This is a genomic window from Sphingomonas sp. G-3-2-10 (assembly GCF_012927115.1).
Classification (GTDB): Bacteria; Pseudomonadota; Alphaproteobacteria; order Sphingomonadales; family Sphingomonadaceae; genus Sphingomonas.
Genome location: NZ_JABBFY010000002.1, coordinates 318,955 through 340,474, shown reverse-complemented (window position 1 = coordinate 340,474; position 21,520 = coordinate 318,955). Strand labels below are relative to the sequence as shown.

Genomic DNA, 21,520 nt, shown 5'->3' with positions numbered 1-21,520 from the left:
CGGTTTCGGGTCACGCGGAGAATTTCACGCGATCTCCAACATTGGAAGCGGATTCGAGCCGCGGGACGAAAGGTCAGGCGGCGTCACCCTCGTCCGCATCATCCTCCAGATCGCGCGCCACCTTGGGGTCGCGGAGGATCTGGTCGATGCGGGTGCCTTCGTCGAAGCTGTCGTCGGCGAGGAACTTCAGCTTCGCGGCGTATTTCGTGTTCACTCGCCCGGCGACTTCGCGCTGGAGATAGGCGGTGTTGGTGCGCAGCGCCTTGAGCACGACCTCCTCGTCCTTGCCGAGCAGCGGCTTCACGAAGACGGTGGCGTGCTTGAGATCGGGCGACATGCGGACTTCGGTGATCGAGACGAGATGCTTCGACAACACATCGTCATGCACGTCGCCGCGCTGGAGAATGTCCGAGAGGACGTGACGCACCTGCTCGCCCACCTTGAGCAGGCGGACGGAGCGGTTTTCGGGGGTTTCGGCGTGTTTCATGTTTCTTCTGCTTCCTCTCCCCTCCGGGGAGAGGGCCGGGGAGAGGGGCAGTTGCGTACTGCCGACACTGCCCCTCTCCCGGCCTCGCTTTGCTCAGCCACCCTCTCCCCGGAGGGGAGAGGGAATTTAGTTACAGAGTCCGTTCGCGCAGTTCGACTTCGAAGGTTTCGAGATAGTCCCCGGCCTTGATGTCGGTGAAGTTCTGCGTGAACGTCACACCGCATTCCAGACCGGCGCGGACTTCGGCCACATCGTCCTTGAAGCGGCGCAGCGACGCGATCTCGCCCTGATAGATGATGACATCCTCACGGGTGATGCGCGCCTTGAGCGCCTTGCGGATGACGCCTTCGGTGACCAGCAGACCGGCGGCCTTGCCGGTCTTGCCCGCCGAGAAGACGTCGCGGATCTCGGCGCGGCCGACGACGGTTTCGAACGCTTCCGGACCGAGCTGGCCGGCCATGCCGGCGCGGATCTCGTCCGTCAGATCGTAGATCACGTCGTAATATTTCAGCGCCACCTTGTTGCGATCGGCAATCTCGCGCGCCTTCGAATTCGGACGCACGTTGAAGCCGATGATCGGAGCGCCCGAAGCAGCCGCCACGTTCACGTCGCTCTCGGTGATGCCGCCGACGCCCGAGTGCAGGATTCGCACCTTGATGTCGTCGGTCGAGATCTTGTTGAGCGAGCCGATGATCGCCTCGACCGTACCCTGGGTATCCGCCTTGATGACCAGCGGATATTCCATTGCCTGCTTTTCCTTGAGCGCGCTGAACATGCTCTCGAGGCTGGCGGGGGTGTTGGTGGTGCGCTTGGTCTGGATGACGCCGGCGCGATAGGCGGCGACTTCGCGGGCGCGAGCCTCGTTCTCGACGACCTGCAGCGGATCGCCCGCCATCGGCACGCCGGAGAGGCCGAGGACCTCCACGGGCATCGACGGACCGGCTTCCTTCATCTGGCGGCCCTTGTCGTCGACCAGTGCACGAACCTTGCCGCTCTCGGCGCCGACGACGAACACGTCCCCGACTTTGAGGGTACCGCGCGTGACCAGCACCGTCGCGACCGGACCGCGGCCCTTGTCGAGCTTGGCCTCGATCACGGTGCCTTCGGCGTCGCGATCGGGGTTGGCCTTCAGCTCGAGCAGTTCGGCCTGAAGCTGAATCTTCTCGATCAGCGTGTCGAGGCCGGTCTTCTTGAGTGCCGAGACTTCGACGTCCTGGGTTTCGCCGCCCATCTCCTCGACCTGCACGTCATGTTCGAGCAGACGTTCGCGGACGCGCTGGGCGTTGGCTTCGTGCTTGTCGATCTTGTTAATCGCCACGATCATCGGCACGCCGGCCGCCTTGGTGTGGTTGATCGCCTCGATCGTCTGCGGCATCAGCCCGTCATCGGCGGCCACCACCAGCACGACGATATCGGTGACGTTGGCGCCGCGCGCGCGCATTTCGGTAAAGGCTTCGTGGCCCGGCGTGTCGAGGAAGGTGATCTTCGACTTGTCCTTCAGCGTGACCTGATAGGCGCCGATATGCTGGGTGATGCCGCCGGCTTCACCGCGCACCACATCGGTGCCGCGAAGCGCGTCGAGCAGCGAAGTCTTGCCGTGATCGACATGACCCATGATCGTCACAACCGGCGGACGCGTCTTCAGCGTGTCCTCGGCATCTTCCGCCGTGTCGACGGCCAGATCGATGTCGGAATCGCTGACGCGAACGATGTTGTGGCCGAATTCGGTCACCAGCAGTTCGGCGGTGTCCTGATCGATCGTCTGCGTCATCGTGACGGGCATGCCCATCTTGAACAGCGTCTTGACCAGATCCGCACCCTTTTCGGCCATGCGGTTGGCGAGTTCCTGGACGGTGATCGCCTCAGGCACCTGCACATCGCGGACCTGCTTGGCCTGCGGCTCGCGCGGACCGCCGAGGCGGCGGTTTTCCTTCTCGCGGGCGCGCTTCAGCGCAGCAAGCGAGCGGGCGCGGGCGCCGTCATTGTCGCCGAGCGCACGGTTGACCGTGAGCTTGCCCGACTGGCGGCGATCGTCGCCGGGACGGCCGGCGCCGCGGCTGGGACGCGCGGGCGGTTCGGGGCGCTTGGGCGCACCGGCGCCGCCGCCCGGAGCCGGACGTGCGGTCTGGCCGCCGGCCGGCGCGGCCGCGCTCGCGGTTTCGCGTTCCGGCGCGGGCGCCGGAGCGGGCTTGGGCGCGGGGCGCGGGATTTCGGGGCGCGCGACCGGCGTGAACAGGCGCGGCGCGGGGCGGCTCGGATCGAGCTGGATGCCGACCGGCTGCGGTGCCGGGGCCGGGGCCGGTTCGGGCTCGGGGGCCGGCGCCGGGGCAGGCGCGGGTTCCGCGGCCTTGGGCTCGGGCGCCTTGGCCTCGACCTTGGGCGCAGCGGCGGCTTCGGCTTCGGCGCGAGCCTTTTCCTCGGCGCGGCGGGCGTCGGCTTCAGCCGCTTCGGCGCGTTCGCGCTCCTCGCGGCGGCGCGCTTCCTCGAGCGCCTGCATGCGCTGTTCGTCGGCTTCGCGCAGCAGGCGGGCCTGACGCTCCTGCGCGGTCTCGCCAGCGGCAGCTGCCGGGCGGGGCGCGGGGGCCGGGGCCGGTGCGGGCGCTGGAGCGGGCGTCGGCTCAGGGGCGGCTTCCACCACCTCTTCCTGGACGCGGTCCTGCGGGCCGAGGATACGGCGGCGCTTCACTTCCACGACCACGGTGTTCGAGCGGCCGTGGCTGAAGCTCTGCTTCACCTTGCCCGTCTCGACCGTGCGCTTGAGGCCCAGCGGCGCGCGCATGCCCAGTTTCGGCTTTTCGTTTTCGTTGTCGCTCATGCGCTCGCTCAAAGTCCTTCGGTCAATTCATCATGTTCGTCCGGCGTTCCGTCTCGTGGGAGCGCCGTTCTGGATTTCGGCTCACCCGCAGGCGGGAACGCCGATGCGCCCTGCGAGCCAGTTTCGCAAGACACGGGATAGGGTTCGGGTCCGATAAAGTGCAGCCAGCGGTCGAGCGCTTCGCTCACCCGCTTCGCCGCCCGGGAGTCGGTAAGGCCGGCATGTACCACATTTTCGCGTCCAAGCGACATTGACAATATGGTGCGCGGGACGGGCAATGTTAAGCCCTTGAGGCCCGATCCTTCGGCATCGCGGCCGACGCGCCATGCCTGGGCCAGTTTCCCGGCCCCGTCCGCACCCGCATCGGCGGCGTGCAGCAGCAGGTGGAGCTTGCCCGAGCGGGCGGCCTTGTCGAGCTTTTCGCCGCCGGTGACGACCGCGCCGGTCTTCGATTCCAGCCCCAGCCGGTCGAGCGCGTTGCGCTGAAGCTGGGTGGCGATGCGTTCGCCCAGATCCACGGGAATGCGGATGTCGCCGGTCTTGAACGCGCGCGACAGCGCACCCTTCAGCTTGCCCTTGGCCTGCGCGGCTTCGAGTTCGCTGCGAGTCACGCCGATCCACGCGCCACGGCCGGGAGCCTTGGCGCGGATATCGGGCAGCACTTCGCCGTCGGGGGAGAGGACCAGCCGGATCAGCTGGCCGCGCGCCTCCCTGTCGCCCGAAAGTATGCACTTCCGGACGGCACCTTCTGCGGTGTCGGCGTCGGGGGTTAGCCGGCGAGTATCATTGCTCGGAGTCCGCAACAGCGTCCTCCGTGCCGGCAGCAGCCGGCTCTTCGTCCGCGAACCAGTGCGCGCGGGCTGCCATGATGATCTCGTTGCCCTGCTCGTCGCTCAGGCCATATTCGGCGAGGACACCGCCCTTGTGCTCGGGACGCTTCGGGGCGTCTTCGTTGCGGCGGCGCGGTTCCTGGCGCTTCTTCTCGACCAGTTCGTCGGTCGCGAGATCGGCGAGGTCGTCGAGCGTCTTGATGCCTGCCTTGCCGAGCGTGACCAGCATCGCTTCGGTGAGGTAGGGCATGGTCGCCAGATCGTCTTCGACGCCGAGTTCGCGGCGCAGCGCGCGATTGGCTTCCTCGCGGCGCTCGAGCGCTTCGGCGGCGCGGCTCTGCAGCTCCTGGCCGAGCTCCTCGTCAAAGCCCTCGATCGTGGCCAACTCGTCGAGCTCGACATAGGCGACCTCTTCGAGCGACCCGAAGCCTTCGGCGACCAGCAGCTGGGCCAGCGTCTCGTCGACGTCGAGCTCGTTCTGGAACATCTCGGAGTTCTGGACGAACTCCTTCTGGCGCTTCTCGCTGGCGTCGGCTTCGGTCAGGATGTCGATCGCCTTGCCGGTCAGCTGCGAGGCCAGACGGACATTCTGGCCGCGGCGGCCGATGGCGAGCGACAGCTGATCGTCGGGAACGACGACTTCGATGCGGTCATCCTCCTCGTCGATCACGACGCGGCTGACATTCGCGGGCTGAAGCGCGTTCACCACGAAGGTCGCGGTGTCCGGCGACCAGGGAATGATGTCGATCTTTTCGCCCTGCATTTCCTGCACGACGGCCTGAACGCGGCTGCCCTTCATGCCGACGCAGGCGCCGACCGGATCGATGCCGCCGTCATGGCTGATGACGCCGATCTTGGCGCGCGAACCCGGATCGCGGGCGGCGGCCTTGATCTCGATGATGCCGTCGTAGATTTCGGGCACTTCCTGCGCGAACAGCTTCTTCATGAACTCGGGGTGCGCGCGGCTCAGGAAGATCTGCGGACCGCGGTTCTCGCGGCGCACGTTGAGGATGATCGAGCGGACGCGATCGCCGACGCGGACGATTTCGCGCGGGATCTGCTGGTCGCGGCGGATGACGCCTTCGGCGCGGCCCAGATCGACGACGATGTGGCCGAACTCGACGCGCTTCACCACGCCGGTGATGATCTCGTTGACGCGATCCTTGAATTCTTCGTGCTGGCGCTCGCGCTCGGCGTCGCGGACCTTCTGGAAGATGATCTGCTTCGAAGCCTGGGCCTGGATGCGGCCGAATTCGATCGGGGGCAGCGGGTCGACGATGAAGTCGCCGATCGCGGCGTCCTTCTGGAGCTTCTGCGCGCCCTTGAGGTCGACCTGCTTGAAATAGTCGTCGACCTGCTCGACCACTTCGACGACGCGCCACAGGCGGAGGTCGCCGGTGTTCGGATCGAGCTTCGCGCGGATGTCGTTCTCGATGCCGTAGCGGTTCTTGGCGGCGCGCTGGATCGCGTCTTCCATCGCCTCGATGACGATGGCGCGGTCGATCAGCTTTTCCTTCGCGACCGAATCGGCGATCGCGATCAGTTCGGCCTTGTTCGCGGAAATGGCAGTGGCCATCCTCTTACCCTTCTACTTCGATGATCTTGTCCGCGCCCTCGGCAGAGAGCGGGGCGGTTGCGGCAATGAGCTTGTCGGTCATGGCGAGCTTGGCGTCCTCGATCAGATCGAAGGGGACGCTGTGCTGCACTTCCTGCGCGTCGACGATGAGGACGTTGCGGTCGGCGATGCCGGCCAGGTCGCCCTTGAACTGCTTGCGGCCGTCCAGCTTCTCGGACAGCGTGATACGGCCTTCATGACCCTTCCAGTCCTCGAAATCCTGCAAGCGGGTCAGCGGCCGATCGATGCCCGGCGAGCTGACTTCCAGCCGGTAGGCATAGTCGATCGGATCTTTGCCCTTCGCTTCCAGCTCGTCGAACACGTCCGAGATGCGGCGCGACAGATCGGCGCAATCGTCGATCGTCAGCTGGCGCGTGTCGGGACGCTCGGCCATCACCTGCAGCGTCGGATCGCTGGCGCCGCCGAACATCTTGACGCGTACGAGGTCGAGCCCGAGCGCCCTGGCTTCGGGTTCGATCAGCGCGGTCAGTGCGGCGAGGTTCGCCATGCGGGTCCCTTGATACGAATATGCGTCTTCGCTTGCCGGACCCTTGCGGGACCGGCTCGGCATGTTTGACGATGTCGAGAAAGCAGGGGCGATATACGTCGCCCGTCGTCTGTCGGCAAGTCCCGTGATTACGAAGGGTTGTGCCTGTCGAGGAACGCGCCCACGCGGTTCATGAAATCGATCTCGTTGGCGGGCGTTTCCAGCTGGTGCGTCTCGCCGGGATAGGTGACGAATTCGTGCGGCACGTCCAGCTTGTCCAGCGCTTCGTGCATCCGCAGCGACTGGCTGACCGGCACGATATCGTCGGCGGTGCCATGCGCGATCAGCAGGGGGATGCGGACCCGCGCGGCCTGCCGCAGCGGCGAGATCGAATCGAGCGGGAAGCGCGCATCGCCCTGGATCCGCGCCTGCCAGTCGCGAAATGCCCGGCCATTCTCGAAGGTCGGGCGGTCGAACGCCAGCTGGCCGGCAATGTCCGATACGCCGGCATAGCTGATCGCGCAGCGATAGAGTTCGGGATTGCGGATCGCGCCCCACATCGCGGCATAGCCGCCGAACGACGCGCCCATGATGCACACGCGCTTCGGATCGATCGTGCCGCGCGCGGCGAGCCATTTCACGCCGTCGTCGATATCGTCCTGCATCGCCCGGCCCCATTCGCCGTCGCCCTTCGCCTCATAGGCGCGGCCGAAGCCGGTCGAGCCGCGGAAATTGGGCTGGAGCACGGCATAGCCCTTCGACGCCAGATACTGGACCCAGGAATCATAGTGCATCACGTCGCGGGCGAACGGCCCGCCATGCGGCATGACGATCAGCGGAAGGTCCTTCGGATCGCGTCCGGCGGGGAGCGTCAGATAGCCGGGCACTTCGAGGCCGTCGCGCGCCGCGTAGCGCACCGGCGTCACCGCCGAGAGCCGCTTGCCGGTCAGGGTGGCGCGCGGCCGGACGAACAGATCGGCGCGGCCCGAAGCGCGATCGAAGACATACCATGCCCCGGCATCGCCGCCCGCGCTGCTCCAGATCAGCGCGCGCGGATCGCTGGTGGAAAGGATGCGGTTGGCGCGGCCGGGCAGGGCGGCGTCGACTCGCTTCTGCAGGCTCTTGCGGACCGGATCGATCCACGTCGTTTCCTCATGGTCCGCGGTGTAGATCACGCCCAGCAGCCGGCCGTCGGGCGCAGCTTCGAAGCCGTCGAGATCGACGCGCGGATTTTCGAATACCAGCTCGCCCAGCCGGTCGCCGGTAAAGTCGTAGCGATACAGGCCGAAGCGCCCGCGCCCGTTATCGGCGATGGCATAGCCGCGATCGCTGCCCTGCACCGGCACGATCTGGTCGATTTCCGGCCCCTCACCGGCTGTGCGGGGCGCGCGGACGAACTTCTGGCCGTCTCCGGCGCGGTAGAGCAGCGACCGGCGGCCGCCGTCCCACGAAATGCCCGCGCGGATCACGCCTGCGCTGTCGGCGTGCCAGCTCTGCACATTGGCTTGCGGCTTCACGACGAGGGTCGCCGCGCCGGTGGCGAGATCGATGCGATAGACTGCCGGCGCGCGTTCGCTGCCGCCGCTCAGCAGCAGGAAGCGGCCGGCGCGATCGACATGGAGGATCTCGCCGCCCTGTTCGAGCGGCGTCTGCGCGCCGGTCGCGACATCATGGATGACCATGCGGCGCTTGCGGCCGTCGATCAGGCCGAGGATCAGGCGATCGCTGCCGGCCCATTGGAAGAAGTCGAGCACCTGTCCCCGGGGAAGGCCGACCGGCGCGGCGCGATGCTCGGGCGTGGTCACATCGGCGAGCACCAGCATCGGCACGCCCTGCACCAGTCCGCGCGCCGCGATACGGGCACCGTCGGGCGAAAGCAGCGGATCGGACAGGATCGGCGCCGCGCCAAGATCGGCCGCGGTCGGAACGTCATTGCGCGGCGGATCGCTCGCCAGCGCCGCGCCGGTGGACATTCCGGTGAACACAAGGGCGCAAACGGCAAGCGCCGCGCCGAACAAGCCACGATTCATGGATTGGCCCCCGCCAACTCTATGACGGCGAGGATGCCAGAGCTGCGCGGACGTGCAAGCTCGGGCTACCCCGTATCGCGAGCGTTCCGACTGCCCCGTAACGAATGGCTGGACCGGCGGCGCGAGGGCGCTACCAAGCGGAAATGGCCAAGCTCTATTTCTACTATGCCTCGATGAACGCGGGCAAATCGACCACGCTGCTGCAAGCCGATTTCAACTATCGCGAACGCGGGATGCGCACCCTGTTGTTCACTGCGGGGGTGCATGACCGGGGCGGGCGCGGCGTGATCGATTCGCGCCTGGGGCTGCAGGCTACCGCGTTCCCGTTCGAGGAAGATACCGATCTGCGGGTGATCGCCGAGGAGGAGCATTTCAAGGCGACGCTCGCTTGCGTGCTGGTCGACGAATCGCAGTTCCTGTCGGGCGATCAGGTGCGCCAGCTCGCGCATCTCGCCGACGAAGTGGGCATCCCGGTGCTCTGCTACGGCCTGCGCACCGATTTCCAGGGCGCGCTGTTCCCCGGCAGCGCGGCGTTGCTGGCGCTGGCCGACGCGCTCATCGAGATCAAGTCGGTGTGCGAATGCGGGCGCAAGGCGACGATGAACCTGCGCGTCGACGGCGAAGGCAATGCGATCCGCGAAGGCGAGCAGAAGGAGATTGGCGGGAACGAGCGTTATGTGGCGCTGTGCCGCCGCCACTTCATGCAGCGTACAGGTAGCGTGGCGTAAGGGCGGGGCCACAAGGGGATAAAGCGAGGAAAGCCATGTCCGCACGTTTCGCCGCCGCCCTTGTCCCCGCGCTGCTGATCGCGGGCGCCGCCGCCGCCCAGACCGCCGGCCCGAAATCGGGCGAGCAGGCCGACATCCCGTTCGCCACCAATGGCGGCATCCGCACCTTCACCCCGGACGACCGGGGCAATGGCGTCTATCTGCAGGACCGCCGCAACAACTGGTATTATGCCAGCCTGGCCGGGCCCTGCATGGACCTGCCCTTCGCCACGCGCATCGGCTACCGCACCTTCGGCGGATCGAGCACGCTGTCGCGCGGCGACACGATCTTCACCGAGCGCGAACAATGCCTGATCACCGATCTGGTCCGCAGCGGCCCGCCGCCGAAGAAAGAGCGCAAGCCCAAGGCGAAGAAGAAGGGCTGAGGGCGCTGGCGGCGGATGCGCCGCCGCGCTATGGCCGCGCGGAGTTTCGCGGGGAGTGACGCCGTTTGGGCGACCTGATCTATTCGATTGCGGCGTGGATCCTGCCGCTGATGTTCGCACTGGTGCTGAGTTCGCTGGTCCCCGCGCTGCTCGCCGGGATGCTGGGCGACGGAACCGCGCGCGAGATGGGGCGACTGTCGCTCAATCCGCTGAAGCATGTCGATCCGCTTGGTACGATCCTCGTCCCGCTGGTGCTGATCATCGCGCAGGCGCCGGTGCTGGGCTGGGCCAAGCCGATTCCGATCAACCCCAACCGGCTGCGCAACCCGCGGCTCGACATGATCCTCGTCGCGCTGAGCCGGCCCGCGACCAACCTGTTCCTCGCTGCGCTGGCCGCGGCGTTGCTGGGGCTGGTCATCGCCGGCAACGGCGATGTCGAGATGGGGCCCCTTGCCTATTTCGTGGCGCGGAACCTGTATAATTTCCTCGCGATCAACCTGTTCCTGCTGGTGTTCAACCTGCTGCCGATCCCGCCCTTTCCGGGCTATCAGATCGTCGAGGCGCTATGGCCCGCGCCGCCCGAGCATCAGGAGAAAGTGTATCGCTACAGCTTTGCGATCGTGCTGCTGCTGGTGTTCGTGCTGCCGCTATTGTCGCCCCAACTCGACATACTCGGCCGGGTGATCGCGCCCTTCGTCCAGGCGATGATGCAGCTTTTCCTTGGGAGCGTGGGCATCAGCACGTAAGGGCGCGCGATGCACGGATGGATCATCATCGACAAGCCGCTGGGACTGGGCTCGACGCAGGGTGTGAGCGCGGTGAAGCGTGCGCTGCGCGAAGGCGGATACGCGCAAACGAAGAAGGACATGCCCAAGGTCGGGCATGGCGGGACGCTCGATCCGCTGGCGACCGGCGTGCTGCCGATCGCGGTGGGCGAGGCGACCAAGCTGGCCGGCCGGATGCTCGACAGCGACAAGGTGTACGACTTCACGATTCGCTTCGGGACGGAGACCGCTACGCTCGACCTTGAAGGCGCGGTCATCGCGGAATCGGATGTCCGCCCCGTGCTGGCGCAGATCGAAGCGGTGTTGTCCCGTTTCACAGGCCCGATCGAACAGGTCCCGCCGGCCTATTCCGCGCTGAAAGTCGATGGCGAACGGGCCTATGATCTGGCGCGCAAGGGCGAGGTGGTCGAGCTCAAGAGCCGAGCGGTGACCGTTCATTCCCTTATACTTCGTCACCCGGAACAAGTCGGGGATGACGGATTGGAAAGCGTCACTCTCACCGCCCACGTCTCGAAGGGCACGTACATCCGCTCCCTTGCGCGCGACATCGCACTGGCGCTCGGCACGGTCGGCCATGTCACCATGCTGCGCCGGGTGAAGGCGGGTCCGTTCACCCTCGATTCCGCGATTTCGCTGGACAAACTGGCGGATGCCGCTAAGGCGCGCACGCTTGAAGACTTACTCCTGCCGTTGAGGGCGGGGCTGGACGACATCCCGGCTCTATCCCTCACCCCCGACCAGGCAGGGCTGCTCCGCAAGGGACAGGTCTTGGCCGGGATCGCCGCTGATGATGGCCAACATTTCGCGCTGCTGGACGATGTGCCGATAGCGCTGGTGGAGGTTCTATCCGGAGCAGTCCGGGTCGTCCGCGGGTTCAATCTGTAAGATGTCGAAGGAAAAGACATGACGATCACTATCGAGCGCAAGGCTGAGCTCATCAAGGAACACGCCCGCGCTGAAGGCGACACCGGCAGCACCGAAGTCCAGGTCGCGATCCTCACCGAGCGCATCGTCAACCTGACCGAGCACTTCAAGGGTCACGCCAAGGACAACCATTCGCGCCGCGGCCTGCTCATGATGGTCAACAAGCGCCGCTCGCTGCTCGACTATCTCAAGAAGTCGGACAATGAGCGCTATACCGCACTCATCGCGAAGCTCGGCCTTCGCAAGTAACCAAAGGGCGCCTTCGGGCGCCCTTTTCTCATTCCCGTCACATCGGTGGCGGAACGACGGGCAGCGGCAATTCGGTCGCAAGCCCATGAGCCACAATCGGCTCCTCTCATAGGCCCCCCGCGCATCGGGCGCGGGGAGTGAAGGAAATAAAATGTTCAACACGAAGAAAGTAGAAATCCAGTGGGGCGGACAGACCCTCACGCTGGAAACGGGCAAGGTTGCCCGCCAGGCTGACGGCGCCATCATGGCGACGCTCGGCGAGACCGTGGTGCTTTGCGCGGTGACCGCCGCCAAGTCGGTGAAGGACGGGCAGGACTTCTTCCCGCTCACCGTGCACTATCAGGAAAAATATTCGGCAGCCGGCCGTATCCCGGGCGGCTTCTTCAAGCGTGAGCGCGGCGCGACCGAGAAGGAAACGCTGGTTTCGCGCCTGATCGACCGTCCGATCCGTCCGCTGTTCCCCGAAGGCTTCTACAACGAGATCAACGCGATCGCGCAGGTCCTGTCGTATGACGGCGAGAACGAGCCGGACATCCTCGCGATGGTCGCCGCTTCGGCTGCGCTCACCATCTCGGGCGTGCCCTTCATGGGCCCGATCGGCGCCGCGCGCGTCGGTTACGTCAACGGCGAATATGTCCTGAACCCGACCGACAAGCAGGTCGCCGAGGGTGACCTCGACCTGGTCGTCGCCGCCACCCACGACGCCGTGATGATGGTCGAATCCGAAGCCAATGAGCTGTCGGAAGAGATCATGCTGGGCGCCGTCCTGTTCGCGCACGACGCGTGCCGCGAAGTCGTCAAGGCGATCATCGCGCTCGCCGAGCAGGCTGCCAAGGATCCGTGGGAAGTCGCTTCGGGCAACGAGAATGCCGCGATCAAGGACAAGCTGAAGAAGCTGATCGGCAAGGATATCGAGGCGGCCTACAAGCTGACCGACAAGTCCGCCCGCTCGAACGCACTGAACGAAGCCCGCGCCAAGGCGAAGGCCCAGTTCACTGCCGACGGCCTGTCGCCCCAGGAAGTCATGGCCGGCATCAAGCTGACCAAGAAGCTGGAAGCCGATATCGTCCGCGGCGCGATCCTCAAGACCGGCAAGCGCATCGACGGCCGCTCGACCACCCAGATCCGTCCGATCGTGGCCGAAACGCACTTCCTGCCGCGCGCGCACGGCTCGGCGCTGTTCACCCGCGGCGAGACCCAGACCATCGCCACGGCGACGCTGGGCACCAAGGATGCGGAGCAGATGATCGACGGCCTGAACGGCCTGTCGTACCAGAACTTCATGCTGCACTATAACTTCCCGCCCTATTCGGTCGGCGAAGTGGGCCGCTTCGGCGCCCCGGGCCGTCGCGAAGTCGGTCACGGCAAGCTGGCATGGCGCGCGCTGCACCCGGTGCTGCCGACCAAGGAAGAGTTCCCCTACACGATCCGCCTGACCAGCGACATCACCGAGTCGAACGGCTCGTCGTCGATGGCGTCGGTCTGCGGCGGTTCGCTCGCGATGATGGACGCCGGCGTGCCGATCAAGCGTCCGGTCTCGGGCATCGCGATGGGCCTGATCCTCGAAGGCAAGGATTTCGCGATCCTGTCGGACATCCTGGGTGACGAAGATCACCTCGGCGACATGGACTTCAAGGTGGCCGGCACGTCCGAGGGCATCACCACGATGCAGATGGACATCAAGATCGCGGGCATCACGCGCGAGATCTTCGAGAAGGCGCTGAACCAGGCCAAGGAAGGCCGCGCGCACATCCTCGGCGAAATGGCCAAGGCGCTGGGCGAGACCCGCTCGGAGCTGTCGGCTCATGCGCCGCGCATCGAGACCTTCACCATCGACAAGTCGAAGATCCGCGACGTGATCGGTACCGGCGGCAAGGTGATCCGCGAGATCGTCGCCACCACCGGCGCCAAGGTCGACATCGACGACGAGGGCGTGATCAAGGTTTCGTCGTCGGACGTTTCGCAGATCGAAGCCGCGATCAACTGGATCAAGGGCATCGTCGAGGAAGCCGAAGTCGGCAAGATCTACACCGGCAAGGTCGTCAACCTGGTCGATTTCGGTGCGTTCGTGAACTTCATGGGCGGCAAGGACGGTCTCGTCCACGTCTCGGAGATCAAGAACGAGCGCGTCGAGAAGGTCGCGGACGTCCTGAGCGAAGGCCAGGAAGTCAAGGTCAAGGTCCTCGAGATCGACCAGCGCGGCAAGGTTCGCCTGTCGATGCGCGTCGTCGATCAGGAAACCGGCGAAGAACTGGAAGACACCCGCCCGGCGCGTGAACCCCGCGAAGGCGGCGACCGCGGCCCGCGCGGCGATCGTGGCGATCGCGGCGGCGACCGTCGTCGTGACGGCGGCGGCGGCCGTGACCGTGGTCCGCGTCGCGATGGCGGTGGCGGCCGTGGCGGCGATCGCGATGGTGGGCGCGGCCCGCGCCGCGAGCGTTCGGAAGGTGAGGACAAGGGCGGCGAGGACATCGGCCTCCCCGCATTCCTGACCGGCGACCGCGACTAAAAGCTACCGGCGAAAGCCCGGAGAGGATGGAGGGGCCCGGCGGAAACGCCGGGCCCCTTTTCCGTTCCTGCGAAAGGGGCCGAACTTCTCTCAGCAGCGACGGTGGGCTTTCTGGTCGCGGCGGCGGGCCGGGCAGGGCTATTCGCACTGCCCGAATTCACCGAGGACAATCGCCGCTTGCCGGAAGGGCGGGTCCGCGCGGGGCGATGCGATCTGTGGATCGCCAGCGAGGACTGGGAGATCAACTGGCTGATCGAGTTCAAGCTGGGATGGTATGGCCCAAGGGCCCGGGACGGCCTCGTCACGCCGATGAATGCGGCCATCAAATGCGCGTTCGACCGCGATCGCTCCGAAGCCGACGATCGCTGGGCCTGTGTCGTCTATGCGCCGGGCCGGCGCTGGGTCGACGAGACGCCGGCGAAGCGCAAGGCGTGGCGGAGCCATGCGGAGGTCGAACGGCTGGCGGAGTCGGTCGACATCGCGTTCGAGATCAACGGCCCCGCCGGTCCCGCGCACCTGCTGATGAAGAAAATCCCCCGCGGCGCGCGCAAGCTGGAACGCTATCTCCTCGCCAAGGACCTGCTGGGCCCGGAGGAAGAATAGGCGGCGCGACGGACCGGGCGCGTCCCGGCCGGCGCCTCAGTTGATGTCCTGCCGCCGGAACGCGAAGAAGGTCAGCCCGGCGAGCCCGGCGATCCATGCCGCCAGCGCCAGCAGCGACACCGTCTGCGAACAGGCGATGACGGTGCCGGTCGCAAGCTTGTACTGGAAGCCCGCGCCGGTCCGGATCCAGCTCGACAGATTGTCGAGGTGATAGCCCGGCAGGACGCGGTACAGCGCGGCCGGCCATTCCATGCCGAAGGTGCTCAGCCAGAGGACGATCTTGCCATAGAGCTCGTCCAGCGTGATCAGCACCAGCGAGACGATGAACGCCGCGAGGGTCGACCGCGTCAGCACCGCGACGAGGCTGGCATAGGTGGCCGCGATCAGCAGCGGTGCGATCCCCAGCACCATCAGGCTGAGATGCCCGTTCAGCAGCGCGCCGAAGGTGACGCCGGCCGGCACCGCTTCGCCGACAATGGCGGTGCGGACATATTGCATCACGATCGACAGCAGGGCCGTCGCGATCCAGGCGATGTAGAGCAGTCCGAGCGCCACCAGATATTTCGACGCGACCAGCTTCCATCGCGCGGCGTGCGGCACCACCAGCTTCCACGTGTTCCAGCCATATTCGCCCGCGAACACGAGCGCGAAATAGGCGGCGATGAAATAGCGGCCCAGCGTGATGGTGGGCGTGTACCAGATCATCGTGGTGTCATCGATCCAGCCTTTCGCGGTCATCGCATCGGGATTCTTGCCCTCGGCGAAGATCGCGATGGTCAGCACCACGAAGAACAGCGCCGGATAGATCCACACCAGCATCCACGTGCCCTTGTGGGGCAGCATCTTGGTCCATTCGGCGGAGACCAGGTTACGCATGGGCCGTCTCCGTTCCGGTGATGGCGAGGAAGGCTTCCTCGAGGGTGCGCTGGTGCGGCGCGAAGCTGAAGATGTCGATATTGGCGGCCACCAGCCGCCGGAGGATTTCGGGCGCATCGGCGGTTTCCGCGCGTACCTGCAGCGCTTCGCCTTCGATTTCGCAGGGCCAGGTTTCCGCCAGCGCGGCGCGGGCGGCCTCGAGCGGCGTCGCCACGAGGTGGAAGCGTTGCTCGGTCTTGAGGATGCCTTCCACCGTATCTTCGCGGATCAGCACGCCGCGATCGATGATCGCGATGCGGTCGCACACCTGCTGCACTTCGTTGAGCAGATGGCTGGACAGGAACACCGTCTTGCCATGCACCTCGGCGAGCGAGCGGATCAGCTGGCGCATCTCCTGAATGCCCGCGACGTCGAGGCCGTTGGCGGGTTCGTCGAGGATCACCAGATCGGGGTCGTTGAGCAGCGCCGCCGCGACGCCGAGCCGCTGGCGCATCCCGGTGGAATAGCCCTTCACCTTGCGCTTGCCCGCGCCCTCCAGCCCGACCTGCACGAGCAGATCGTCGATCCGTTCCGGCCCGAGGCCCTGGGTGCGCGCCAGCACGTCGAGATTCCGGCGGCCCGAGAGGAAGGGATAAAAGGCCCCGCCATCGACCAGCGATCCGAGGCGGCGCGAGGGCTGGCCGTATTTCAGATCCTGTCCGAACAGCCGGATCGAACCCGAGCTGGGCGTGATCAGCCCCAGCAGCATCCGGATCGTCGTGCTCTTGCCCGCTCCGTTCGCGCCGAGGAACCCATAGACTTCCCCCGCGCGCACGCTCAGCGACACGTTCGACACCGCCCGGACGCCGCGCCTGCCATAGGTCTTGCTGAGGTCCGTAATTTCCAGAACCGGATCGTCATTCGTCATCGGCACTGTCCCGTCATCGATCGGCTGCACTGTTTTACATGGCTAAAACACCTCGGGCGGTTGCGTCAAGCCGTTCGTCCGTTGGCGGGGATTGACGGCCGATACATCCAGGGTGTATTAGATCAATAATACAGGGAGGCATTTCATGGTCACGATCAGACCGCAACCGACGGATACCGCGCCACCGGCCTGACGCGCCGGCCGCTCGGTTTTCAGCAAAATCTCACCCGATGCTCATGCCGCTCACCCGCGTGGATGGCAGGGGACCGGTGCGTCCACCGAACATCCATTTGCACAGGCAGTGTCCACCATGAACAGTCGTCAGCTTCGCTTCTACCTTACCGGCGTGCTCCTCGCCGCCATCCCCGCCGCTCCGGCGCTGGCGCAGAGCGCGCCTCCGGCGGGCGAGCGTCCCGCCCCCCAGACACCGCCCGCGCGGCAGGATGCCGGCAAGCCGAACGAGATCGTCGTCAGCGGCGCGCGCGCCGAGGTTACCGCGTCGCCCGACCGGACGAGCTTCAACATCGCCAACGATCTGAACGCGCAGAACGGGACGCTGGCGGATGCGCTGCGCGGGGTTCCGGGCGTCGAGGTCGATCTGCAGGGCAATGTCAGTCTGCGCGGCGATGCGGGCGTCACCATCCTGATCGACGGCCGCCCGGCCGCGGTGATGCGCAGCGACGCGCGGGGCGATTATCTGCTGGCGACCCCGGCATCGAATATCGAGCGGGTGGAAGTGATTACCAATCCCTCGGCGGCGATGAGCCCGGAAGGGTCGGGCGGGGTCATCAACCTGGTGACCAAGCAGGCCAAGAAGGACACGCGCTTCGCCACGCTGCGCGGCACGATCGGCAATCAGGGGCGCGCGGCGCTCGGCGCCAGTGGCGGCCTGTCCAAGACCGGCCTGAGCCTGAACGGCGACTTCAACTGGCGCCGCATGGACAATGACGGCGAGCTCGAGCAGATCCGCTCTCGCTACGACAGCGGCAGCGGTACCTTCCTCACCAGCCGCCAGGATTCGACGCAGGATGCGCATGGGCGATCCTATACCGCCCGCGCCGGTATCGATTACGATCCGGACAAGAAGAACCGCATCAGCGGCGAATTCACCTATCGCAACAATGCGATGTATGCGCGGCGGGACGACCATGTCGCGGGCCCGGGCGGCGTGGGCTCGTACGATCGCGTTTCGGATACCGATGCGTCGAACAAGGGCGTCGGCTTTCGCGGATCGTGGCGGCGCACCTTGCCGGGCAACGGGCACGAGCTGGTCGCCGATTTCAGCGTCGATACCGGATCGCAGCGGCGCATTCTCGACGGCGTGACCACGCCGGCCGGCGGGGCTGCCGCTTATGAGCGCATCGGCAATCGGTTCGACCGCACCGATTACGGCGTGAAGATCGATTACAAGCGGCCCACGGGTGAGGGCCGGTCGCTCAATATCGGCTATCAATATGATCTGATCACCACCGAGTTCGACTTTTCGGGTGCGCGCGGCACCAGCGCCGGCGCGTTGCTGCCGGTCGCGGCACTGACCAACCGGTTCGATTTCGAACAGGGGGTACACGCGGTCTATGGCACCTGGTCGCTCGATCTCGGCAAGGTCGAGCTGCAGCCGGGCGTGCGGTTCGAACAGGCCGATATCCGGATCGACCAGATCACCAGCGGCGTGCGCGTCGAGAACGACTATTTCCGGGTCTATCCGAGCCTGCATGTCGGCTATGAGCTTTCCGCCAAGCAGAAGCTGCGCGCCAGCTACAGCCGCCGCATCCAGCGGCCGTCGCCGACCGACCTCAATCCCTACACGCTCTATATCGATCCGCTGAACCAGCGGCGCGGCAATCCTGCGCTCCGCCCCGAAGTGACCGACTCGTTCGAGCTTTCGTGGCAGCTGCGCAGCGGCGGGAGCTTCTATTCGCTCACCGGTTTCTATCGCCGCTCGCAGGGCGGCGTGACCGATGTGGTGCAGGATCTGGGCGGGGGCGTATTCCTGACGACGCGCGCCAATCTGGCGACGTCCCAGCGCGCCGGGATCGAAGCGATCGCCAACGGCAAGTTCAGCAAGACGCTGGGCTACAACGCGTCGGCGACCTTCCAGTGGAACGAGATCGATCCGCGGCTGGGCGGCGCTTCGACGCCGCGATCGGGAACGACGGGTACGTTCCGCGCGAACCTGACCTGGCAGCCGACGGCCAAGGACTATTTCCAGATCAACGGCTTCTATTCGGGCGACCAGCTGGTGGCGCAGGGCTATCGCCAGTCGGGCGGGATGCTGAACCTCGGCTATCGCCGCAAGGTCAACGATCGCTTCAGCCTGGTGCTGACCGCGCAGAACCTGCTCGACAGCGCGCAGCAGCGGTTCGTGGTCGATACGCCGCTGATCCGCGATCGCATCACCCAGCGCGGCATGGGCCGGGTGTTCATGCTGACGCTGAACTATACGCTGGGCAGCCAGGGCAACCGGCGCCGCTCGGATGCGATCGAGTTCGAGGGCGGTGGCGGCGGGGGTGTGCAGTAACGCCCCTTCTTTCTCCCCCGCCTACCCCATCCGGGGCGCGGCAATGTCCGGTTTGTCCTATCCGCTCCGATAACCACGGATTAGAATGCGGAGTTGACCCGTTTAAGTGCAGGAAACGGGTGAGGGGGCCAATACGGAGTCATGGCGGGGCAGGCGATCCAGGACCGGAACGAAAGCTGGGTCGAGCGCCTGCCGCTCGCGGCAGGGCGGCCGTGGCTGGCGCTGGGCGTCACGCTGGCCGTGGTTGCCCTCGCCTTCGTGCTGCGCATCGCGATCCGGCCCGCGATTCCCATCGGGTCGCCCTTCGTCACATTCTTCCCCGCGGTTTTGCTCGTCAGCTTCCTGCTGGGCGTGCGGATGGGCGTGGTCGCGGCGCTGGCGGGCACCGTGCTGGGTGTGTTCTTCTTCATGTCCGATCCGGCCGCGCCGGGCTATTTCGTCACTTCCGTGCCGTCCGCGCTGGCGTTCGGCATCCTGGTCTCGCTGAACCTGTCGATCTTCCACTGGATGCAGCGCGCCAATGCGAAGCTGCGGGCGGAGCGCGAGCGTTCTTCGGCGCTGGCCGAGACGCGCGAACTCTTGTTCCGCGAGCTTCAGCATCGCGTCTCGAACAATCTGCAGGTCGCGGCCGGGCTGCTGGCGTTGCAGAAGAGCCGGGTGAGCGACGCGAATGCGCGGACCGCGCTGGACGAAGCGGCGCGGCGGCTGGCGGTGATCGGGCGGATCAGCCGCCAGCTCTACGAAGCCGAAGGCGTGACGCGGAACCTGCGTGCGTTCCTCGAGCCGCTTTGCGCGGACGTGGTGGATGCGGGGGGCAAGCCCGGGGTGACACTGACCATCGCGGGCGGCGAGGACATGACCCTGCCGTCCGATGCGGCGATCCCGGTGGCGCTGATCGTGGCCGAAGCCGTGTCGAACGCGATCGAGCATGGCTTCGCCGATCGCGATCTCGGCCGGATCGAAGTCGAACTGGTGCGTGACGCGCGCGGCATCCGGGTCGAAGTACGCGACGACGGGCATGGCCTGCCCGAATCGTTCGACATCGCCGGGCGCAGCAGCCTGGGCCTGAGCATCGCGACGGTGCTGGCGGGGCAGCTGAAGGGCCGGTTCGAACTGGTGCCGCGTGGCGATGGCGCGCAAGGTTCGGCGGCGCGGCTGATGATGCCGGAGCGCTGATGCGCGCCTGAATGAAGTGGGAGGCTTCTGTTGCCCGGTGCCTCCCGTACCGCTGGATTCCCCTTCTGTTGCCCGGTGGGGTCCGACCGCGCATTTTAGAATAACCTTAGGCCGTTAAGCCTTGGGGTTACGCCGCAATAGCGAGTGCTTCGTTATCGTTGGCACTTGTGTAACGGACCGTCGCAGTGGCCCACGCTGAGAGATAGTCGGCGCTTTTCAACACACGTCGATCCTGGTTCGGCCCCGTCAGAAACGGTGTCCAGATACACCACCATTTATGGTGGAGCCGCCGGGTACTGCCCCCGGGTCCGCTGCGTCTATTGCACGCCGTCGTTTATCCCCATAGTCGACCCGAAGGCCGACAATCCCGATATAAGCGCTTGGCGCAGAATGAAAAGGGGTGCGCGGGCCTTCACATTGCCGCAAAGACTTGGCATGGGGCGCTCACGATGCTGACCCAGCGTTCCCGTTACGCGCTTCGCGCGATGCTTTTCCTGGCGACGCAACCTGCGGACGGCAAACCCATTCCGATGAACCGCATCGCGGCCGAGGCGAATGTGCCGCGCAAGTTCCTCGAACTGATCCTCGCCGATCTGCGCGAAGCGGGCTTCCTGCACAGCCATCGCGGCAAGATGGGCGGCTATCTACTGTCGCGATCGACGCACCTGATTTCGCTGGGCGAGATCATCCGCGTGATCGAAGGGCCGCTGGCGCTGGTGCCCTGCGTCAGCCGTACCGCCTATCGCCCGTGCAACGATTGCAAGGACGAAGCCGCCTGTGCGATCCGCGCGGCGATGGCGCGGGTCCGCGACGAGACCGCGCGCATCCTCGACGGCACCAGCCTGGCCGATGCGGTGGCCGAGGATCTCGCGGCCGCCTGAGCCCCGGCCTCTTCCGCTGACGGGTGTCCGCACCATATAAGACACTCATCACCGGATCCCGGAGGGTCTCATGAAGCTACGTGCCGCATTCGTCCTGATGTCCGCGCTGCTGCTGTCGGCATGTGGGATCAACAGCGTCCCCAAGGCCGAGGAAGGCGCCAAGGCGCGCTGGGCCGATGTCCAGAACGCCTATCAGCGCCGTGCGGACCTGATCCCCAACATCGCCGCTACGGTAAAGGCGGCAGCGGGTTCCGAAGGCAAGATCCTGACCGACGTGACGAATGCCCGTGCCCGCGCGACATCGGTCCAACTGGCACCGGGCGACCTGACCGATCCGGCCAAGGTCGAAGCCTTTCGCGCCGCGCAGGATCAGCTGAGCGGCGCGCTCGGCCGGCTGCTCGTGAGCGTCGAAGCCTATCCGCAGCTCAAGAGTCAGGATGGCTGGACCATGCTGATCCGCGAGCTTGCGGGTAGCGAGAACCGGATTTCGGTCTCGATCACCGATTATAACAAGGCGGTCGAGGCCTATAACGTCCGCGTACGCACCTTTCCCGACGCGATCGGCGCGCGGATCTTTTACGGTGCCAAGCCGATCGTACCGTATCAGTCGCGGGCGGGTGCGGAGCTGCCGTCCAACCTCGAAGTCATTCTCGGGAACGCAAACTGATCCTTCGC

At 66.1% G+C, this 21,520-nt stretch carries 19 protein-coding genes and 1 other RNA gene; 11 read left to right on the top strand and 9 right to left on the bottom strand.

Features of this window, described 5'->3' with window-relative positions:
- Positions 1 to 73 precede the first annotated feature (73 nt).
- The 6 genes from rbfA to HHL13_RS18230 all read right to left on the bottom strand — a co-directional run bounded on the left by rbfA (position 74) and on the right by HHL13_RS18230 (position 8,264).
- Entirely contained in the window at positions 74 to 487 is a 414-nt protein-coding gene (gene rbfA / locus HHL13_RS18255; protein WP_169557375.1) for a 30S ribosome-binding factor RbfA, read from the bottom strand.
- A 130-nt stretch (positions 488 to 617) separates the two neighbouring features.
- Positions 618 to 3,302 carry a translation initiation factor IF-2 gene (infB, locus tag HHL13_RS18250; RefSeq protein WP_169557374.1) on the bottom strand — a complete coding sequence of 895 codons (2,685 nt, stop codon included), beginning with the start codon at positions 3,300 to 3,302 and terminating at the stop codon, positions 618 to 620.
- A gap of 8 nt (positions 3,303 to 3,310) precedes the next feature.
- The gene (locus HHL13_RS18245; protein ID WP_346775613.1) at positions 3,311 to 4,030 is read right to left on the bottom strand and encodes a DUF448 domain-containing protein; all 720 of its coding nucleotides are present in this window, start codon (positions 4,028 to 4,030) and stop codon (positions 3,311 to 3,313) included.
- A 55-nt stretch (positions 4,031 to 4,085) separates the two neighbouring features.
- Positions 4,086 to 5,708 (bottom strand): transcription termination factor NusA, encoded by a 1,623-nt coding sequence (gene nusA, locus HHL13_RS18240; RefSeq protein ID WP_169557372.1) that lies wholly within the window; start codon positions 5,706 to 5,708, stop codon positions 4,086 to 4,088.
- A gap of 4 nt (positions 5,709 to 5,712) precedes the next feature.
- Entirely contained in the window at positions 5,713 to 6,255 is a 543-nt protein-coding gene (rimP, locus tag HHL13_RS18235) for a ribosome maturation protein RimP (protein ID WP_169557371.1), read from the bottom strand.
- Between the two features lie 128 nt (positions 6,256 to 6,383).
- The gene (locus HHL13_RS18230; RefSeq protein WP_169557370.1) at positions 6,384 to 8,264 is read right to left on the bottom strand and encodes a S9 family peptidase; all 1,881 of its coding nucleotides are present in this window, start codon (positions 8,262 to 8,264) and stop codon (positions 6,384 to 6,386) included.
- Positions 8,265 to 8,407: 143 nt separating this feature from the next.
- On the opposite strand from HHL13_RS18230, the gene HHL13_RS18225 reads away from it, so the two are divergent.
- The 7 genes from HHL13_RS18225 (at position 8,408) to HHL13_RS18195 (ending at position 14,487) form a co-directional block, all read left to right on the top strand.
- Positions 8,408 to 8,992 carry a thymidine kinase gene (locus tag HHL13_RS18225; protein ID WP_169557369.1) on the top strand — a complete coding sequence of 195 codons (585 nt, stop codon included), beginning with the start codon at positions 8,408 to 8,410 and terminating at the stop codon, positions 8,990 to 8,992.
- Positions 8,993 to 9,027: 35 nt separating this feature from the next.
- Positions 9,028 to 9,417, top strand: a complete 390-nt coding sequence (locus HHL13_RS18220) for a DUF6491 family protein (RefSeq protein WP_169557368.1) — start codon at positions 9,028 to 9,030, stop codon at positions 9,415 to 9,417.
- A 65-nt stretch (positions 9,418 to 9,482) separates the two neighbouring features.
- A complete protein-coding gene (locus HHL13_RS18215; protein WP_240953893.1) occupies positions 9,483 to 10,163 on the top strand; it encodes a site-2 protease family protein in 681 nt (226 codons plus the stop codon).
- Between the two features lie 9 nt (positions 10,164 to 10,172).
- The gene (truB, locus tag HHL13_RS18210; protein ID WP_169557367.1) at positions 10,173 to 11,087 is read left to right on the top strand and encodes a tRNA pseudouridine(55) synthase TruB; all 915 of its coding nucleotides are present in this window, start codon (positions 10,173 to 10,175) and stop codon (positions 11,085 to 11,087) included.
- Positions 11,088 to 11,105: 18 nt separating this feature from the next.
- Positions 11,106 to 11,375, top strand: a complete 270-nt coding sequence (rpsO, locus tag HHL13_RS18205; RefSeq protein ID WP_169557366.1) for a 30S ribosomal protein S15 — start codon at positions 11,106 to 11,108, stop codon at positions 11,373 to 11,375.
- A 151-nt stretch (positions 11,376 to 11,526) separates the two neighbouring features.
- The gene (gene pnp, locus HHL13_RS18200) at positions 11,527 to 13,884 is read left to right on the top strand and encodes a polyribonucleotide nucleotidyltransferase (protein WP_169557365.1); all 2,358 of its coding nucleotides are present in this window, start codon (positions 11,527 to 11,529) and stop codon (positions 13,882 to 13,884) included.
- A 102-nt stretch (positions 13,885 to 13,986) separates the two neighbouring features.
- Positions 13,987 to 14,487 carry a hypothetical protein gene (locus tag HHL13_RS18195; RefSeq protein ID WP_169557364.1) on the top strand — a complete coding sequence of 167 codons (501 nt, stop codon included), beginning with the start codon at positions 13,987 to 13,989 and terminating at the stop codon, positions 14,485 to 14,487.
- Positions 14,488 to 14,523: 36 nt separating this feature from the next.
- Here the strand turns inward: HHL13_RS18195 and HHL13_RS18190 are convergent, their stop codons facing one another.
- Together HHL13_RS18190 and HHL13_RS18185 are read right to left on the bottom strand one after the other, a co-directional pair.
- The gene (locus HHL13_RS18190; RefSeq protein ID WP_169557363.1) at positions 14,524 to 15,363 is read right to left on the bottom strand and encodes an ABC transporter permease; all 840 of its coding nucleotides are present in this window, start codon (positions 15,361 to 15,363) and stop codon (positions 14,524 to 14,526) included.
- Positions 15,356 to 16,300 carry an ABC transporter ATP-binding protein gene (locus HHL13_RS18185; protein ID WP_206377119.1) on the bottom strand — a complete coding sequence of 315 codons (945 nt, stop codon included), beginning with the start codon at positions 16,298 to 16,300 and terminating at the stop codon, positions 15,356 to 15,358. The genes HHL13_RS18190 and HHL13_RS18185 overlap by 8 nt, the downstream gene beginning before the upstream one ends.
- Positions 16,301 to 16,580: 280 nt before the next feature.
- Here HHL13_RS18185 and HHL13_RS18180 point away from each other — a divergent pair, with 280 nt between their 5' ends.
- Both HHL13_RS18180 and HHL13_RS18175 read left to right on the top strand, forming a co-directional pair.
- On the top strand, positions 16,581 to 18,788 hold the full coding sequence (locus HHL13_RS18180; protein ID WP_169557362.1) for a TonB-dependent receptor: 2,208 nt from the start codon (positions 16,581 to 16,583) through the stop codon (positions 18,786 to 18,788).
- A 141-nt stretch (positions 18,789 to 18,929) separates the two neighbouring features.
- Positions 18,930 to 19,964, top strand: a complete 1,035-nt coding sequence (locus HHL13_RS18175) for a histidine kinase dimerization/phosphoacceptor domain -containing protein (protein ID WP_169557361.1) — start codon at positions 18,930 to 18,932, stop codon at positions 19,962 to 19,964.
- A 15-nt stretch (positions 19,965 to 19,979) separates the two neighbouring features.
- Here HHL13_RS18175 and ssrA read toward each other — a convergent pair.
- Positions 19,980 to 20,365, bottom strand: a transfer-messenger RNA (tmRNA) gene (ssrA, locus tag HHL13_RS18170).
- A gap of 48 nt (positions 20,366 to 20,413) precedes the next feature.
- Here ssrA and HHL13_RS18165 point away from each other — a divergent pair.
- Positions 20,414 to 20,845 carry an Rrf2 family transcriptional regulator gene (locus tag HHL13_RS18165; protein WP_169557360.1) on the top strand — a complete coding sequence of 144 codons (432 nt, stop codon included), beginning with the start codon at positions 20,414 to 20,416 and terminating at the stop codon, positions 20,843 to 20,845.
- 70 nt (positions 20,846 to 20,915) lie between these two features.
- Positions 20,916 to 21,512, top strand: a complete 597-nt coding sequence (locus tag HHL13_RS18160) for a LemA family protein (RefSeq protein ID WP_169557359.1) — start codon at positions 20,916 to 20,918, stop codon at positions 21,510 to 21,512.
- Positions 21,513 to 21,520 lie beyond the last annotated feature (8 nt).